Source organism: Citrobacter sp. MGH105 (genome assembly GCF_001037485.2).
In the GTDB taxonomy this organism is placed as follows: Bacteria; Pseudomonadota; Gammaproteobacteria; order Enterobacterales; family Enterobacteriaceae; genus Citrobacter; species Citrobacter portucalensis.
In genome coordinates, this window is record NZ_CP073048.1 from 2,712,276 (window position 1) to 2,727,897 (window position 15,622).

Sequence of the window (15,622 nt, forward strand, 5' to 3'; positions counted from 1 at the left end):
AACGCCTGTATGGTTGTATGTTTTGATTTGCATTAAGCTTTTTATGATTGGTATGACATCATGTAAAGCTGTGTAATAGCATGGGCAGCGTACGAGTACATCCGCCCATGCTACTGTCTGGTATCAGCTTGTCTGAGTCACCGAGCAACGAACCTTCTCGGCTTTATTCACCTCGGCAGCATCCTCAAGTACGCTCAGGTCGCGATCTTTCACTTCTGGCATCAGCAACGCGGAAATCAGACCAATCAGTGAGTAAGCGATGACCATCACCAGAATTGGCCACCAGGAATTAGTCATGTTGCAGAAAATACCCGCCAGAACCGGACCAAAACCAACAGCAACCAACCCGCCCGCTTCTTTTGAAATCGCCATTCGCGTAAACCGGTTACGCGCACCGAACATTTCCGCCATGGTAATATTTTCGAGAGCAAATAACCCCAATACAGCAAAATTATGAATAACAATCAGTGCCGTCATGATGACACCCGGGCTATACGTTTTATCCACTACAATTGACAGCATCGGGTAAGCCAAAATAATTGCCGAGATATTCAGGATAATATAAGGCAAACGACGACCAAACTTATCAGACAACCAGCCAAGCAACGGTATTGTAATAAAGCCCAACACCGAACTGATCATTAAGGCATCAGTGGGTATAGATTTATCAAATAACAGCGTCTGCACTAAATAACCGGCAAGGAAGGTTTGGATTAATCCTGAATTACCCGCCTGTCCAAAACGTAGGCCGGTTGCCAGCCAGAAAGATTTACTGGTAAACATCGCCCCCAGCGTATTTTCTGACGAATTATTTAATGCCGGAGCGTTTTCTTCATCATTCACTTTCTCAAATACCGGGCTTTCTTTGAGATTCATACGCAACCAGATGGCAAAGATCATCACCACGACACTCGCCAGGAACGGAATGCGCCAACCCCAGGCTAATAACTCCTCACGGTCGAGCGCAAAGAACATCACCGCCCAGATGGCCGTTGCGCTAAGGGTTCCACAGTTGGTCCCCATGGCAACAAGTGAGGAAATAATGCCACGTTTACCTTTTGGCGCGTACTCGGCAAGCATCGTGCCCGCACCCGAAATTTCAGCCCCCGCACCAAGCCCTTGCACGATACGCAGCGTCACCAGCAGCACAGGCGCAAAGATACCAATTTGTGCATATGTTGGCAGCACGCCAATTAAGGTCGTACAAATTCCCATCATCGTAATGGTAATAAACAGTACTTTTTTACGGCCGATGCTGTCTCCCATTTTGCCAAATATAAATGCCCCAACAATACGAGCAATATATCCTGCACCGTATGTACCCATCGCTAAAATAAGCGCCATGGCGGCTGACTGTTCCGGGAAAAATATTTCATGGAATACCAGTGCGGCACCCAAAGAATATAACTGAAAATCCATAAATTCGAGCGCAGTACCCAACCATCCGGATACGGCAGCTCTAACCAGATCTTTCGTGGATCTTTCGTGTTTTTCTTGATTCATATTGGCTATCTCTAAGAGGTAAGATGCGTACCACTTACTCGCAGTTATTTATATTATTCACTGAATGTAAGTAAGACTTTGCAGCAGTGCTGCTGATCTTTCTCAAACAATTCAATTGCGTCGGTAACGTGGTGATAGTCAAAAGTGTGAGTAATAAGTTGATTAGGATCGATAAGTCCGTTGACCAACCAATCAATCACAATCGGGAATTTGTTCGCATTTAATCTTGAGGAATAAATGGACAGTTCTTTCCCGGTAATGCCTTGTTGAATAATCTGACAAGGATCGCTGGAGAAGCCCATCAGAACAATTCGCGCGGCCGGCGATGCCAGCGTGATTGCCTCCTGTAAAATGGATGGATGGCAAGCTGCATCCACGATAATGGTCGGTTTTAGTCCGTTTTCCGCAAGGAACTCTTGCAACGAGTGCTGACTATTATTGATTGCCCAGTCTGCACCGCACTGCTTCGCCATGGCCAGGCGCTCATCGATTCTGTCAGCAATCACTACAGTTTTGACCTTATAGACACGCTTAAGCGCCTGTACAGTGGTCAATCCCATAGGCCCTGCGCCATAAATTAGCGCAATATCGTTTTCTGTTGGTTTAATTTGCCCGGTCACGTTTGCGGCGATAGTGAAAGGTTCCACCATAACGGCATGCTCATCAGGCACTGTATCGGGGATCGTCCAGGCATTTTTCGCTGGCACAACAGCGTACTCGCTGAAACCGCCATCGCGATGCACGCCCAGCACCACCAGCGATGTACAAACGTTAGGTTTACCAATTGAACAGGGATAACAATGTCCGCAGCTGATGACCGGATCAACGGACACCCGTTCACCTATTCTCGAATGGTCAACACCGTCACCTACCGCCTCGATCACGCCATAAAACTCATGGCCAATCACGCGCGGGTATTGTGCAAATGGATTATGACCGCGATAAATATGACTGTCGGAACCACAAATCCCCGCAAGTTTCACTTTTACCCTCACCTCACCTGCTAAGGGTTCTGGCACCGGTCGTTCGGCGATAACCAGCGTATTCGGTTTTTCAATCACGATACTTTTCATAGCAAATCACTCCTTACCAGTTCCACAGCGTGCCATCTTCCAGGCGAGCAACGGGCAGATATGCAGGGTCATACGGATATTTCGCCGCCAGTTTTTCGTCAAACTCGATCCCAAGACCAGGTTTGTCTCCTGGATGCATATAGCCGTTATCAAAGGTCCAGTTATGTGGGAACACTTCCAGCATTTGCTCGGAATAGCCCATATATTCCTGTACGCCGAAGTTCGGCACCCACAGATCAAAATGCAGCGCGGCGGCCATGCACACAGGCGACAGATCGGAAGGTCCATGTGAACCGGTACGAACCTGATACAGCGACGCGAAATCAGCAATCCGGCGCATACCGGTGATACCACCCGCATGGGTGATGGTGGTGCGGATATAGTCGATCAGTTGTTCTTCAATAAGCTGTTTACAGTCCCAGATGCTGTTGAACACTTCCCCTACCGCAATCGGCGTGACGGTATGCTGGCGGATCAGGCGGAAGCACTCCTGGTTTTCAGCTGGTGTTGGATCTTCCATCCAGAACAAACGGTACTGTTCAATGCTTTTGCCAAAACGGGCTGCTTCAATTGGCGTCAGACGGTGGTGCATATCGTGTAAAAGGTGTTCGTTGAAACCAAACTTGTCACGCACGGCGGCAAACAGTTTTGGCGTGAAATCCAGGTATTTCTCCGTTGACCACAACTGTTCTTCCGGCCATTGCCCTTTGGTGGCGGGTTCGTAGGCCAGTCCTTTGCCCTTAGACATACCGTAAGTGGTTTTCATGCCTGGCACGCCGCACTGCACGCGAATCGCTTTAAAGCCCATCTCTTTATGACGCGCATAATCTTCGAGTACATCATCAACGGTATGGCCTGTGGTGTGGCAGTAGACCATAACCCCTTCACGAGAAGCACCGCCGAGCAACTGGTACAACGGCATATTCGCCGCTTTCGCTTTGATGTCCCAGAGAGCCATATCCACGGCGGAAATCGCCGACATGGTGACCGGCCCACGACGCCAGTACGCGCCTTTGTAAAAAAACTGCCAGATGTCCTCAATACGATGCGCATCGCGACCAATAAGCTGCGGACACACGTGATCTTTCAGATAGGACGCCACGGACAGCTCGCGTCCATTTAACGTGGCATCTCCCAGCCCGGTGATCCCATCTTCTGTCGTAATTTTCAACGTTACAAAATTACGCCCAGGACAGGTGACAAACACTTCAGCCCCAACAATCTTCATTTCTTATTCCCTACATCTGTTCTTGTGATGCAGGAAATTTACTCAACTGAACTACTACCATACAAGTATAAAGATCAAAAAAACGCTGTTTGATCACAAAAAAGGCGCTATGCGCGCCCCCATCCAGCCACAATGATCAGCATGCCGCACAACGCCACCAGCGCGCCAGACCAGTCATATAAACTGAGTTTTACACCATCGACAATACGTAGCCATAGCAGCGCGGTCACCACGTAAACACCGCCATAGGCTGCGTATACACGCCCGCTGGCTGCCGGATGCAGTGTCAGCAACCAGACGAATAAAGCCAGTGACACCCCGGCGGGTATCAGCAACCAGGCTGTAGCTCCTCGCTTAAGCCAAAGCCAGGGTAAAAAGCAGCCAATAATTTCGCATAACGCGGTGATGAAAAAAAGAAATGTGGTCTTAAGCATTGATGTTATTCAGTTACCTTCGGTTTAACCATGATACGACAGAATCTCGTTAGCGTATCCATATCCACCGGGTGGGTATGCCCGCAAACTGGAATAGTGTAGAATTTAACCCTGTTTTATCGTTTTTACCCTTTCCCATAAAAGGAATTCACCATGAAAATTACACTGACCAAACGCCTGTGCCTGACAGCTATGCTGACGCTGGCTGCGGCTGTGTACACCTCTTCCGCATTTGCTGAAACCAGTAAACTGGTCATTGAATCCGGAGACAGTGCGCAAAGTCGTCAACAAGCCGCAATGGAAAAGGAACAATGGAACGATACGCGTCAGCTTCGCCAGAAAGTCAATAAACGTGCAGAGAAAGAGTGGGACAAAGCCGATACGGCCTTTGATAGCCGTGATAAGTGCGAGCAGAGCGCTAATATTAATGCGTACTGGGAACCTAACACCTTGCGCTGCCTCGACCGCCGTACTGGCCGCACCGTTGCCCCATAATCATTGCACTTTGAAGGATATTGAAAGGATACGATATGACTAGCGCCCTCAGTGTTAAGTTGCGCCCGCTGGAGCGTGAAGATTTACGATTCGTCCATCAGCTTGATAATAATGCCAGCGTAATGCGCTACTGGTTCGAAGAGCCTTACGAAGCGTTTGTTGAGCTGTCAGACCTGTATGACAAACACATCCACGACCAAAGCGAACGCCGCTTCGTGGTGGAGTGCGACGGTGAAAAAGCCGGGCTGGTGGAATTGGTTGAAATTAACCATGTACACCGCCGGGCCGAGTTCCAGATTATTATTTCGCCGGAATATCAGGGGAAGGGTCTGGCCTCACGGGCAGCAAAGCTGGCAATGGACTATGGCTTTACCGTGCTCAACCTCTATAAGCTGTATCTGATCGTCGATAAAGAGAACGAAAAGGCTATCCACATTTACCGTAAACTCGGTTTTATGGTGGAAGGCGAGCTGATCCATGAGTTCTTTATCAACGGTCAATACCGCAACACGATTCGTATGTGTATCTTCCAGCAGCAGTATCTGGCAGAGCACAAAACGGCAGGCCCTAATCTGCTGCCGCCTACCGCTCAGTAAACACGACTAGTAGTAGTCGATCGTGTTTTCAATCGAGTAATGATGTTCAACTGCCGGCTTCACGCTCTCATCAACGATAACAAGCTGGCAGTTGATCGGATTTGCGTATTCATCGTATTTGCACGTTTGTTTGACATTGCCTAACGGATGATTGTTGAGCATGCTCACCGCGGTGTAATCTAACTTCTTCAATGGGTCAACCGACGGTTTAGCATCAACTTGCAAAGTGCTGTCCTTACTGACGGTTGTTTTGCCCAGCGGGTAGCCTTCGGCATCATATCGATACTGCACCTTCATCTCTTTCCCCGTGGCGGAAACGACAAAGCCGTTATCGTCGGTATCCCACACCACACCGGCAGCAGGCAGTTCCGCTAGCTGGCATTTACCTTGTAAGCGGATCTTTTTTTCCAGCGTTTCGGCATCCCGATAGTAGTTAGCATCCAGGACCAGCGCCATACCGGTATTGTTTTCGATATCGTGCAGTTCAAGTGTATCGAAACACCCTTCCTGTGACAGGGTACCAGCAACGCGCTTAGTGACCTCACCTTTGTCGTTGAGCAGCGTCTGACTGAAATCTTTCACCGGCCCGCGCAGCGGATCGAAATCAAATTCATTGGAAAAACTGGCCATTTCCGGCGTAAAGGAAACCAGCCCTTTGGCGTTATCACACCCAACCAGCACGACACACAGGAAACCTAACAGGGTCTGTTTCTTCACATTTTTCACCGGGATAAGAAGATAATTCTCAATCATATTAGCAAATACAGTTATTTACACCAGAAATGCTAATCTTAGTCTATGTCGATCATAAAGGAGCTGATGATGAAATACGTAACAGGAATTGCCGCGATCTTACTGGCAGTTGCATCCCCACAGGTTCTGGCCGCACCTGCGTCATGTGAACGCGTGAAAAGCGATATCGAGCAGCGCATCATCAATAATGGCGTCGCAGAGTCCAGTTTTACGCTGAACATTGTCCCCAACGATCAGGCCGAACAACCTGATTCACTGGTGGTAGGACATTGTGCAAACGATACGCACAAAATTCTCTACACCCGGACTAACAGTGGAAACGCCCCTGCCAACAGCTCGCCTGCACAGGACGGGCACGTCGCCGAACCGCAATAAATCATACCCTCCGTACGCGGAGGGTTACTCCAGTTTGATATGCATTAAGATGCCATACTCATAAATGGGTAAACCCACTCTATTATTAGCATGCTATTAATTTCGCTGTAGAGATTAGTATATAGCGATAACTATAATGGAGTGAGTTATGTCTGATACTGAGCAATATGGAGGCATTAGCCGCAGGATGTTAGTGAAATCCTCGGCTATAGGTTCGTTGGCGCTTGCCGCTGGCGGGTTATCGTTACCTTTTGGGATGCGCACCGCAACTGCTGCGGTACAACAGGCAATGCAACCGGCTGAAGAGAAAGTGGTTTGGGGCGCTTGTTCCGTGAACTGCGGCAGTCGTTGTGCCCTGCAACTCCACGTCAAAGATGACGAGGTCGTATGGGTGGAGTCTGATACGACCGGAGACGATATTTATGGTCAGCACCAGGTGCGTGCCTGTTTGCGTGGACGCTCAATCCGTCGACGGATCAATCATCCGGACCGCCTCAATTATCCTATGAAGCGCGTGGGTAAACGCGGTGAGGGCAAATTCGAACGCATAACCTGGCAGGAAGCGCTGGATACCATCAGCACCAGTTTAAAAAATACCGTACAGAAATACGGTAATGAGGCCGTGTATATCAACTACACCTCTGGCATTGTCGGCGGCAATATTACTCGCTCCTCCCCTTATGCCTCGCTGGTCGCTCGATTGATGAACTGCTATGGCGGATTCCTGAGCCATTACGGCACATACAGTACCGCACAAATCGCGGCGGCAATGCCTTACACCTACGGCTCAAATGACGGCAACAGTACCTCCGACATTGAAAACACGAAGCTGGTGGTGATGTTCGGCAATAACCCTGCCGAAACGCGCATGAGCGGCGGTGGCATAACATACTTCCTTGAGCAGGCCCGGGAGCGTTCTAACGCCCGCATGATCGTCATCGACCCGCGTTATACCGATACCGCTGCGGGTCGTGAAGATGAGTGGATCCCTATCCGTCCGGGAACCGATGCCGCACTGGTGGCGGGAATCGCCTGGGTCCTGATTAACGAAGATCTGGTCGACCAGGCGTTCCTCGACACATATTGCGTCGGTTATGACGAGAAAACCCTACCCGCTGACGCCCCCGCTAACGGACATTACAAGGCCTATATACTTGGCAATGGCGATGACAGTGTCGCTAAAACGCCCCAATGGGCCTCGCATGTCACAGGGATCCCGGCCGAGCGCATCATTAAACTGGCACGGGAAATCGGTAGTACAAAACCGGCGTATATTTGTCAGGGTTGGGGTCCACAACGTCAAGCTAACGGCGAACTGACTTCGCGCGCGATCGCGATGCTGCCAATCCTGACCGGCAACGTTGGCATCAACGGCGGCAATAGCGGTGCACGAGAATCAACCTACACCATCACGATTGAACGCATGCCGCTGCCGGATAATCCCATCAAGACCCAGATATCCTGCTTTAGCTGGACCGACGCCATCGCCCGGGGTCCGGAAATGACCGCAACCCGCGATGGCGTGCGCGGTAAAGATAAGCTCGATGTACCGATTAAATTTATCTGGAACTACGCGGGCAACACCATTACTAATCAGCACTCAGATATCAATAAAACGCATGAGATCCTTCAGGATGATACGAAATGCGAAATGATAGTGGTCATCGAAAACTTCATGACCTCCTCAGCGAAATATGCCGATATCCTGCTGCCGGACCTAATGACCGTCGAACAGGAAGACATCATTCCTAACGACTATGCGGGCAACATGGGATACCTCATTTTTATTCAACCCGCGACGTCACCGAAGTTCGAACGCAAACCGATCTACTGGATAATGAGCGAAGTCGCCAAACGCCTTGGCAATGATATCTATCAACGGTTTACGGAAGGCCGTACTCAGGAACAGTGGCTCCAGTATCTGTATGCAAAAATGCTGGCCAAGGACCCCGCGCTCCCTTCTTATGACGAGCTGAAAAAAATGGGGATCTATAAACGCAAAGATCCTAACGGGCATTTTGTCGCTTATAAAAAATTCCGCGACGATCCGCAGGCCAATCCACTCAAAACACCGTCTGGAAAGATTGAAATTTACTCCAGCCGGCTGGCGAAAATTGCCAACACCTGGGAGTTGCAGAAGGATGAAGTAATTAGTCCACTTCCCGTCTACGCCTCCACGTTTGAAGGGTGGGACGATCCTAAACGCAGCGCATTTCCGCTGCAGTTGTTTGGCTTTCATTACAAATCCCGTACGCACTCCAGCTACGGCAATATTGATGTTCTGCAGGCGTCCTGTCGTCAGGAAGTGTGGATCAACCCCGTCGATGCCCAAAAGCGTGGTATTGCAAATGGCGATATGGTGCGGGTCTTTAACGACCGCGGGGAAGTACGTATTCCGGCCAAAGTGACGCCACGGATCCTGCCTGGCGTCAGCGCAATGGGCCAGGGTGCATGGCACGATGCCGATATGGCCGGCGACAAAATTGACCATGGCGCCTGCGTCAATACGCTGACAACACAGCGCCCTTCACCGCTGGCAAAAGGCAACCCACAGCACACTAATCTGGTCGAGATCGAGAAGGTTTAAGGACTAACCCATGACAACTCAGTATGGATTTTTTATTGATTCCAGTCGTTGCACCGGGTGCAAAACCTGCGAACTGGCCTGCAAAGACTACAAAGACCTCACTCCTGACGTCAGTTTCCGGCGGATTTACGAATATGCAGGTGGTGACTGGCAGGAAGACAACGGCGTCTGGCACCAGAACGTTTTTGCCTACTATCTCTCCATCTCCTGTAACCACTGCGAGGATCCGGCCTGCACCAAGGTTTGTCCAAGTGGTGCGATGCATAAGCGTGAGGATGGTTTTGTGGTGGTCGATGAAGACGTATGCATTGGCTGTCGCTACTGTCATATGGCCTGCCCGTACGGTGCGCCACAGTACAATGCTGCGAAAGGACATATGACCAAGTGTGATGGCTGCCATGATCGCGTGGCAGACGGCAAAAAGCCCATCTGCGTCGAGTCCTGTCCGCTGCGTGCGCTGGATTTTGGCCCCATCGACGAACTGCGCAAAAAACATGGTGAACTGGCTGCCGTCGCCCCGCTGCCGGGTGCGCACTTCACCAAACCAAATATTGTGATCAAACCAAACGCCAATTGCCGCCCGACCGGGGATACCACGGGTTTTCTGGCTAATCCAAAGGAGGTGTAATATGGGAAATGGATGGCATGAATGGCCGCTGGTACTGTTTACGGTGCTGGGCCAGTGCGTAGCCGGGGCGCTGATCGTCAGTGGTTGCGGCTGGCTGACAGCTAAAGACGAGCTGGCAAAACAACGTATCGTTCGCAGTATGTTTTTTCTCTGGCTGGTAATGGGCATCGCCTTTCTCGCCTCGGTTATGCATTTAGGTTCGCCGCTGCGCGCGTTTAACTCGCTGAACAAAATTGGCGCATCGGCGCTAAGTAACGAAATCGCCAGCGGTTCGCTGTTTTTCGCCGTCGGTGGCCTGTGGTGGCTGGTGGCGTTTCTCGGTAAAATGCCCGCAGCGTTAGGTAAAATCTGGCTGCTGTTGAGCATGTTGCTGGGCCTGGTATTTGTCTTTGCGATGACCAACGTCTACCAGATAGACACCGTCCCAACCTGGTATAACGGCTATACTACACTGGCGTTTTTCATGACGATGCTGCTCAGTGGACCGCTATTTGCCGCTCTGCTGCTGCGTGCTGCAGGTGTTTCTTTTAACGTCGTCAGATTCGCCGGTATCAGCGTATTGGCTCTGCTGGTTACGGTGGCCGTTATTGTGCTGCAGGGACTGTCACTCGGCGAGATCCACAGTTCGGTACAATCCGCCAGCGCGCTGGTTCCCGACTACGGCAGTTTACAGGTCTGGCGTGTGCTGCTGTTGGCTGCGGGTCTGGGTTGCTGGATATGTCCGTTGATCCGTCGCAAACGACCGTCCGTTGGCGGGTTGGCGCTCGGGTTAATTCTGGTGCTTGTCGGTGAAATCATTGGCCGCGGATTGTTTTACGGTTTACATATGACAGTCGGAATGGCTGTTGCAGGTTAACTTTCGGGTGCGGGGCAACCCGCACTGTTCAGGATTGTTTGCATGACCCATTTTTCACAACGAGACAACTTTTCTACTGCAGCGCGTGTGCTCGGCGCGCTGTTTTATTATGCCCCAGACAGTGCGGAAGCTTCGGCACTGGTCAGTGCATTAAGAACCGAAGGCTGGCAGTCGCAGTGGCCGCTTGAAAAGACAACGCTTTCGCCGTTAGTCGATCAGTTTCAGGCTGATGCCGATGAGTCTCTCCCGCAGGCCTGGCAACGTCTGTTTGTTGGGCCTTATGCGCTCCCTTCTCCGCCATGGGGATCCGTCTGGCTGGATCGTGAAAACGTGTTGTTTGGCGACTCCACGCTGGCATTACGCCAGTGGATGCGGGACAACGGCATCCAGTTTGCCATGCAGCAAAATGAGCCAGAAGATCACTTTGGTTCGCTGCTGTTGCTGACGGCCTGGCTTGCCGAGAACGAACGCCACACCGAGTGCGAGCAACTGCTGGCCTGGCATCTGTTCCCATGGTCATCGCGCTTCCTTAATGTGTTTATCGAAAAAGCCGACCATCCGTTCTACCAGGCGCTGGGTGAGCTGGCGCGTCTGACGCTGGCACAGTGGCAATCACAGTTACTGATCCCGGTAGCCGATAAGCCTTTGTTCCGTTAGTTTCGTCACAGGTAGGATGCGTCCTGCCTGTGGTGCATCCTGTTGCGCACGCTGAGCTTTTGCTTCTGTTACCTAATAGCCGCAAAATAGAGCGTCTGAATTTTCCAGTCTGGCCACTCATGCATCATTTACATGCTTACCCTGACCTGCGTGCCATGTTCCGCCGCCTGCTGATCGCCGCGTTGATTGGCGTCCTTGCTGCGCTGGCCGTCGCAGGATTTCGTCATGCCATGCTACTTCTCGAATGGTTGTTTCTGAGCAACAACACAGGGAGTCTGGTCAACGCAGCGACAAACCTTTCGCCCTTAAGGCGTATGCTGACACCTGCACTCGGCGGTCTGGCGGCTGGATTACTACTGTGGGGCTGGCAAAAATTTAACCGTTTACGTCCGCAGGCTCCCACTGATTATATGGAAGCCCTGCAAACCGACGGACAATTTGACGTCAGTGCAAGCCTGGTGAAATCGCTGGCATCGTTACTGGTGGTTGCCAGCGGGAGCGCCATCGGACGTGAAGGTGCCATGATTTTACTGGCGGCCCTGGCAGCCTCCTGCTTTGCTCAACGCTTTACCCCGCGTACAGAATGGAAGTTATGGATTGCCTGCGGCGCCGCTGCAGGTATGGCTGGAGCCTATCATGCCCCGCTGGCGGGCAGTTTATTTATTGCCGAAGTATTGTTTGGCACACTGATCCTCGCCTCACTGGGGCCGGTAGTGGTGTCCGCCGTAGTCGCATTACTCACCACCAATCTGCTTAGCGGCAGCAATGCGCTGCTGTATACCGTGCACCTGTCGCGGGAATTACATGCTCTGGAATACGTTATGATTGTCAGCACCGGTCTGGCTGCTGGCATCTGCGGACCGCTCTTCATGTGGTTGATGACCGCCAGCCATAATGTATTTTTGCGCTTAAAACTCTCGCCACCGTGGCAACTGGCGCTTGGCGGGTTGATCGTTGGCCTGCTTTCATTGCTCACGCCTACGGTCTGGGGTAATGGCTACAGCGTGGTGCAGTCATATTTACTTTCACCACCGCTGCTGGCCGTGGTTGGCGGGATTTTTATCTGCAAATTACTGGCGGTGCTTGCCAGCAGTGGATCCGGTGCTCCGGGTGGCGTGTTTACGCCAACGCTGTTTGTCGGCTTGTCGGTGGGCATGTTGCTGGGTCAGGTATGGGGATTATGGCTTCCGGGCTCGGATGAAATTGCCATTTTGCTGGGATTAACGGGGATGGCCACGCTGCTGGCGGCTACCACGCATGCACCAATAATGTCGACGTTGATGGTTTGTGAAATGACCGGGGAGTATCGCCTGCTCCCCGGATTACTGATCGCCTGTGTCCTGGCGTCGGTACTGTCGCGTACGTTACGCCACGACTCTATCTACCGACAGCACGCTGCCGAGCATTGAAAGGCGGATGTACTGCGACAACTCACGTTGCTCTGCACGAGGCAGATAAGGCAGTTCACCGATCAGCGGTGCAGGTAATTTTTTACCCAGCACATCAATGATTTCCGCATAATGCGCCAGCCCAGGGTTAATGCGATTCGCAACCCAGCCAATCAACGGCAGTCCGTCGCTGGCTATCGCCTGCGCGGTGAGGATCGCATGATTAATACAGCCTTCCTGGATACCCACTACCATCAGCACCGGCAGTTGTTCCTGCACCACCCACTCCGATAACGGACGCAGATCGTTCATCAAGCTCCGCCAGCCTCCGGTGCCTTCCACGACAACGTGATCGACTTTTTCGCTGAGGCTTGCGAGACCGTTGGATAACAGGGTGTAATTGACCGGACCACTATGCGCCACGCTACTTTCATCTTCGCTCAACGCAATTGGGTTAATCGCCTCATAAGGCAGCTCGATAGATGACACACTTTGCAGTACCAGTGCATCTTTGTTGCGCAGACCTTCGGGCGTCTCTTTGCTGCCTTTGGCTACAGGTTTGTAACCCGCAACGCTTTTACCCCCTGACGCTAACGCTTGTAGTAATGCGCGGGAAACCACGGTCTTCCCAACAGAAGTGTCTGTACCTGTAATAAAGAAACGCTTCAGCATCACTAACTCCACCGTTATGCTTTGAAAATATAAGTCAGGAAAATAAAACAGTGGAGAAAGTCTAAGGTATGACGACCAGGATCAGCTTGAGATAGCGCAATTTTTCGTACAACAGTTAAAAAATGTTAACCCTGTAATAGACGAATCAACAAAGAACCGTTATACATCGCGTCCTTCACGAGCGCCGCCCCCGCCATCGTCCCCTGATTGGTAAACTGGGTGCTTTCAACGACTATATGCTGACTGTAAGCCGGAAGCGCCTGCTGACGAATGCTGTCCGCAATGGTAGGGAACAAGATATCTGCCGCTTTGCTGAGCGGAGAGCCAATCAATATCTTTTGCGGGTTGAACAAATTCACCATGATGGCAAGAATTCGACCGACGTGGGTCCCAACGCCGCTAATGATATCTTTCGCCAATAAATCACCCTGCATGGCCGCCAGACACAGCGCGTCTACCGTTAACGGTTGCCCATGTAGAGAAGAACTCATTGACTGCTTCAGGCGCACCTGCGCCAATTCGAGCACGCTGTCGACGCTGGCGATTGTTTCCAGACAACCATGGTTGCCGCAATAGCAGCGTTTACCGTAGGGATCGACCTGCGTATGGCCAATCTCCACCAGGCTACTGCTGCCTGCATGCAGCAAATGGCCGTCAGTGATCACCCCGGCACCCACGTTATGATCGATCACCACCTGAATGACGTCACGCGCACCGCGCGATGCGCCAAAAAGCGCCTCGGCCATCGTCCAGGCGCTGATATCGTGCTGAATATACACCGGCACGCCGGTATGGTTCTCAAGCGCTTCGCCCAACGGCATCTCTTTGACATCTTCGTAAAATGGCATGCGATGAACGATACCGTTTTCAGTATCAATAATGCCGGGTAAGGTGATGGCGATGGAGGTTAAGCGCTCCAGCTTTTGCTGGTGGCGGATGAAAAACTGATCGACCTGGGTTATCACGCGATCCAGCAACGGCGTTTCACTGACCAGTGGCATGTCCAGGCAATCTTCAACCACCAGCTTGCTGCTCAGATCGCGTAGCGCCAGAAAAATCTCGCCACGACTGATACGAATGGATAAGTAGTGCCAGGCCTCCGTTTCGACAACCAGCCCAACGGCCGGACGACCACGGCTACCCGCTTCCTTGATTTCCAGCTCTTGCACCAAATGCGCTTCGAGCATTTCGCGGACAATTTTGGTAATACTGGCAGGCGCCAATTGTGCCAGGCGGGAGAGATCAATACGCGATACCGGACCCAGCTGATCAATCAGGCGATAAACCGCACCCGCATTGGTCTGCTTAATTTGATCGATATGCCCAGGCTGACTATCAGCAACCACCACTTACTCCCTTTATTTTCGCGCTCCGAAATAATCTGCGGGCTATGGTGAAGCACTTCAATGGCTTCCGTCAACTTTTTACTTAGCCTTGTGATTTACTGCACATTTTCACCCATTTTTAAACTAAATTAACCGCTCTGAACGGCCACCAGAAGCTGCTCGCGAAAGCGTTGCGCGGCATGACTTTGCTCATGATGCTTTGGCCACACTAACCACATTTCCGAGACAGCATCTTCTTCCGCTATCGGGATCCAACACATTTCATACAGTTGTACCCGTTTAAAAGAAGCAGGAAGTATAGAAACCCCTAATCCTGCGGCCACCAGCCCAATGATAGTCATCGCCTCGCCAACCTCCTGCGCAATCGTCGGCTTCAGTCCATAGCGACGCATCAGGCCCAGAATATCGTCATACAACCCTGTCCCCACATGGGGGTCAAAAAAGACAAATGGCTCATTCGCCAGTTCGGCCAACGTGACCACGGGTTTTTGCGCCAACGGATGCGCACGTGGGATCATTGCCATCAGTGGTTCATGCAGAATGATTTCACGCTCCAGCGTTTCCGGAAGCTGCGTATTGCGCAGAAGCCCCAAATCCAGCGTTCCTTCATTGAGCGGAGCAATTTGCTCACGCGTGTTCATTTCGCGGGTTTGCATATGCACTGCCGGGTAGCTTTGGCGAAACAGAGATAACGTATCTGAAACCGCTTTGATAAACGGCGCGGACGACGTAAAGCCGATACGCAATTCCCCTGCTTCTCCCAGATGCAAACGCTCAGCCCTGGCGGCGGCTTCATTAACCAGCCCGAGGATCTGCCGACTGTCCGCCAGAAACTGCTTTCCGGCAGAGGTCAGTGCCACGCTACGGTTAGTTCGGGCAAGTAACCGGGCGCCAACCTGCTGTTCAAGGATCTGGATCTGCTGACTTAGCGGCGGTTGCGAAATGTTTAACCGCGCCGCCGCCCGACCAAAATGCAACTCTTCGGCAACGGCCACAAAGTAACGTAAATGACGCAGTTCGATATTCATATT

General features: G+C 51.5%; 16 protein-coding genes. 8 read left to right on the forward strand and 8 right to left on the reverse strand.

Annotated elements, in window-relative coordinates; translation table 11 throughout:
* Positions 1-123: 123 nt before the first annotated feature.
* The 4 genes from SK35_RS12945 to SK35_RS12960 all read right to left on the reverse strand — a co-directional run bounded on the left by SK35_RS12945 (position 124) and on the right by SK35_RS12960 (position 4,238).
* Positions 124-1,503 (reverse strand): MFS transporter, encoded by a 1,380-nt coding sequence (locus SK35_RS12945; protein ID WP_048214215.1) that lies wholly within the window; start codon positions 1,501-1,503, stop codon positions 124-126.
* Positions 1,504-1,556: 53 nt separating this feature from the next.
* Positions 1,557-2,576, reverse strand: a complete 1,020-nt coding sequence (locus tag SK35_RS12950; protein ID WP_048214216.1) for a Zn-dependent oxidoreductase — start codon at positions 2,574-2,576, stop codon at positions 1,557-1,559.
* A 13-nt stretch (positions 2,577-2,589) separates the two neighbouring features.
* A complete protein-coding gene (gene rspA, locus SK35_RS12955) occupies positions 2,590-3,804 on the reverse strand; it encodes a starvation-sensing protein RspA (RefSeq protein WP_003832907.1) in 1,215 nt (404 codons plus the stop codon).
* Positions 3,805-3,911: 107 nt separating this feature from the next.
* Entirely contained in the window at positions 3,912-4,238 is a 327-nt protein-coding gene (locus SK35_RS12960) for a YnfA family protein (RefSeq protein ID WP_008784733.1), read from the reverse strand.
* A gap of 153 nt (positions 4,239-4,391) precedes the next feature.
* Here SK35_RS12960 and SK35_RS12965 point away from each other — a divergent pair, with 153 nt between their 5' ends.
* Positions 4,392-4,733, forward strand: coding sequence for a DUF1283 family protein (locus SK35_RS12965; protein WP_003032382.1), 342 nt, complete (start codon positions 4,392-4,394; stop codon positions 4,731-4,733).
* A 35-nt stretch (positions 4,734-4,768) separates the two neighbouring features.
* Complete coding sequence (gene speG, locus SK35_RS12970; RefSeq protein WP_008784731.1) at positions 4,769-5,329, forward strand: spermidine N1-acetyltransferase; 561 nt, start codon at positions 4,769-4,771, stop codon at positions 5,327-5,329.
* A gap of 6 nt (positions 5,330-5,335) precedes the next feature.
* Here the strand turns inward: speG and SK35_RS12975 are convergent, their stop codons facing one another.
* A complete protein-coding gene (locus SK35_RS12975) occupies positions 5,336-6,046 on the reverse strand; it encodes a YnfC family lipoprotein (RefSeq protein WP_081365290.1) in 711 nt (236 codons plus the stop codon).
* Positions 6,047-6,148: 102 nt separating this feature from the next.
* Here SK35_RS12975 and SK35_RS12980 point away from each other — a divergent pair, with 102 nt between their 5' ends.
* From SK35_RS12980 to clcB, 6 genes are all read left to right on the forward strand, one after another.
* Positions 6,149-6,457 (forward strand): DUF1161 domain-containing protein, encoded by a 309-nt coding sequence (locus SK35_RS12980; protein WP_156174755.1) that lies wholly within the window; start codon positions 6,149-6,151, stop codon positions 6,455-6,457.
* 148 nt (positions 6,458-6,605) lie between these two features.
* Positions 6,606-9,044, forward strand: a complete 2,439-nt coding sequence (gene ynfE / locus SK35_RS12985) for a selenate/tellurate reductase subunit YnfE (RefSeq protein WP_048214219.1) — start codon at positions 6,606-6,608, stop codon at positions 9,042-9,044.
* A gap of 10 nt (positions 9,045-9,054) precedes the next feature.
* A complete protein-coding gene (gene dmsB, locus SK35_RS12990; RefSeq protein ID WP_008784727.1) occupies positions 9,055-9,672 on the forward strand; it encodes a dimethylsulfoxide reductase iron-sulfur subunit DmsB in 618 nt (205 codons plus the stop codon).
* Between the two features lies 1 nt (position 9,673).
* Complete coding sequence (locus SK35_RS12995; RefSeq protein ID WP_048214220.1) at positions 9,674-10,528, forward strand: dimethyl sulfoxide reductase anchor subunit family protein; 855 nt, start codon at positions 9,674-9,676, stop codon at positions 10,526-10,528.
* A gap of 42 nt (positions 10,529-10,570) precedes the next feature.
* Positions 10,571-11,185: a Tat proofreading chaperone DmsD gene (gene dmsD, locus SK35_RS13000; protein ID WP_048214221.1), complete on the forward strand. Its 615-nt coding sequence runs from the start codon at positions 10,571-10,573 to the stop codon at positions 11,183-11,185.
* Positions 11,186-11,304: 119 nt separating this feature from the next.
* Positions 11,305-12,594: a voltage-gated ClC-type chloride channel ClcB gene (gene clcB / locus SK35_RS13005; protein WP_048216317.1), complete on the forward strand. Its 1,290-nt coding sequence runs from the start codon at positions 11,305-11,307 to the stop codon at positions 12,592-12,594.
* Here the strand turns inward: clcB and bioD are convergent.
* The 3 genes from bioD to SK35_RS13020 form a co-directional block, all read right to left on the reverse strand.
* Positions 12,550-13,245, reverse strand: coding sequence for a dethiobiotin synthase (bioD, locus tag SK35_RS13010; RefSeq protein ID WP_020996409.1), 696 nt, complete (start codon positions 13,243-13,245; stop codon positions 12,550-12,552). The two genes, clcB and bioD, sit on opposite strands and share 45 nt — an antisense overlap.
* A gap of 125 nt (positions 13,246-13,370) precedes the next feature.
* Positions 13,371-14,591: a sugar metabolism global transcriptional regulator Mlc gene (gene mlc / locus SK35_RS13015; protein WP_048214222.1), complete on the reverse strand. Its 1,221-nt coding sequence runs from the start codon at positions 14,589-14,591 to the stop codon at positions 13,371-13,373.
* Positions 14,592-14,719: 128 nt separating this feature from the next.
* A complete protein-coding gene (locus SK35_RS13020) occupies positions 14,720-15,619 on the reverse strand; it encodes a LysR family transcriptional regulator (RefSeq protein ID WP_048214223.1) in 900 nt (299 codons plus the stop codon).
* Between the last annotated feature and the right edge of the window lie 3 nt (positions 15,620-15,622).

Coding starts and splice junctions, on each gene's coding strand:
- SK35_RS12945 (WP_048214215.1), bottom strand. CDS start 1,503: ATGAATCAAGAAAAACACGAAAGATCCACGAAAGATCTGGTTAGAGCT.
- SK35_RS12950 (WP_048214216.1), bottom strand. CDS start 2,576: ATGAAAAGTATCGTGATTGAAAAACCGAATACGCTGGTTATCGCCGAA.
- rspA (WP_003832907.1), bottom strand. CDS start 3,804: ATGAAGATTGTTGGGGCTGAAGTGTTTGTCACCTGTCCTGGGCGTAAT.
- SK35_RS12960 (WP_008784733.1), bottom strand. CDS start 4,238: ATGCTTAAGACCACATTTCTTTTTTTCATCACCGCGTTATGCGAAATT.
- SK35_RS12965 (WP_003032382.1), top strand. CDS start 4,392: ATGAAAATTACACTGACCAAACGCCTGTGCCTGACAGCTATGCTGACG.
- speG (WP_008784731.1), top strand. CDS start 4,769: ATGACTAGCGCCCTCAGTGTTAAGTTGCGCCCGCTGGAGCGTGAAGAT.
- SK35_RS12980 (WP_156174755.1), top strand. CDS start 6,149: ATGATGAAATACGTAACAGGAATTGCCGCGATCTTACTGGCAGTTGCA.
- ynfE (WP_048214219.1), top strand. CDS start 6,606: ATGTCTGATACTGAGCAATATGGAGGCATTAGCCGCAGGATGTTAGTG.
- dmsB (WP_008784727.1), top strand. CDS start 9,055: ATGACAACTCAGTATGGATTTTTTATTGATTCCAGTCGTTGCACCGGG.
- SK35_RS12995 (WP_048214220.1), top strand. CDS start 9,674: ATGGGAAATGGATGGCATGAATGGCCGCTGGTACTGTTTACGGTGCTG.
- dmsD (WP_048214221.1), top strand. CDS start 10,571: ATGACCCATTTTTCACAACGAGACAACTTTTCTACTGCAGCGCGTGTG.
- clcB (WP_048216317.1), top strand. CDS start 11,305: ATGCATCATTTACATGCTTACCCTGACCTGCGTGCCATGTTCCGCCGC.
- bioD (WP_020996409.1), bottom strand. CDS start 13,245: ATGCTGAAGCGTTTCTTTATTACAGGTACAGACACTTCTGTTGGGAAG.
- SK35_RS13020 (WP_048214223.1), bottom strand. CDS start 15,619: ATGAATATCGAACTGCGTCATTTACGTTACTTTGTGGCCGTTGCCGAA.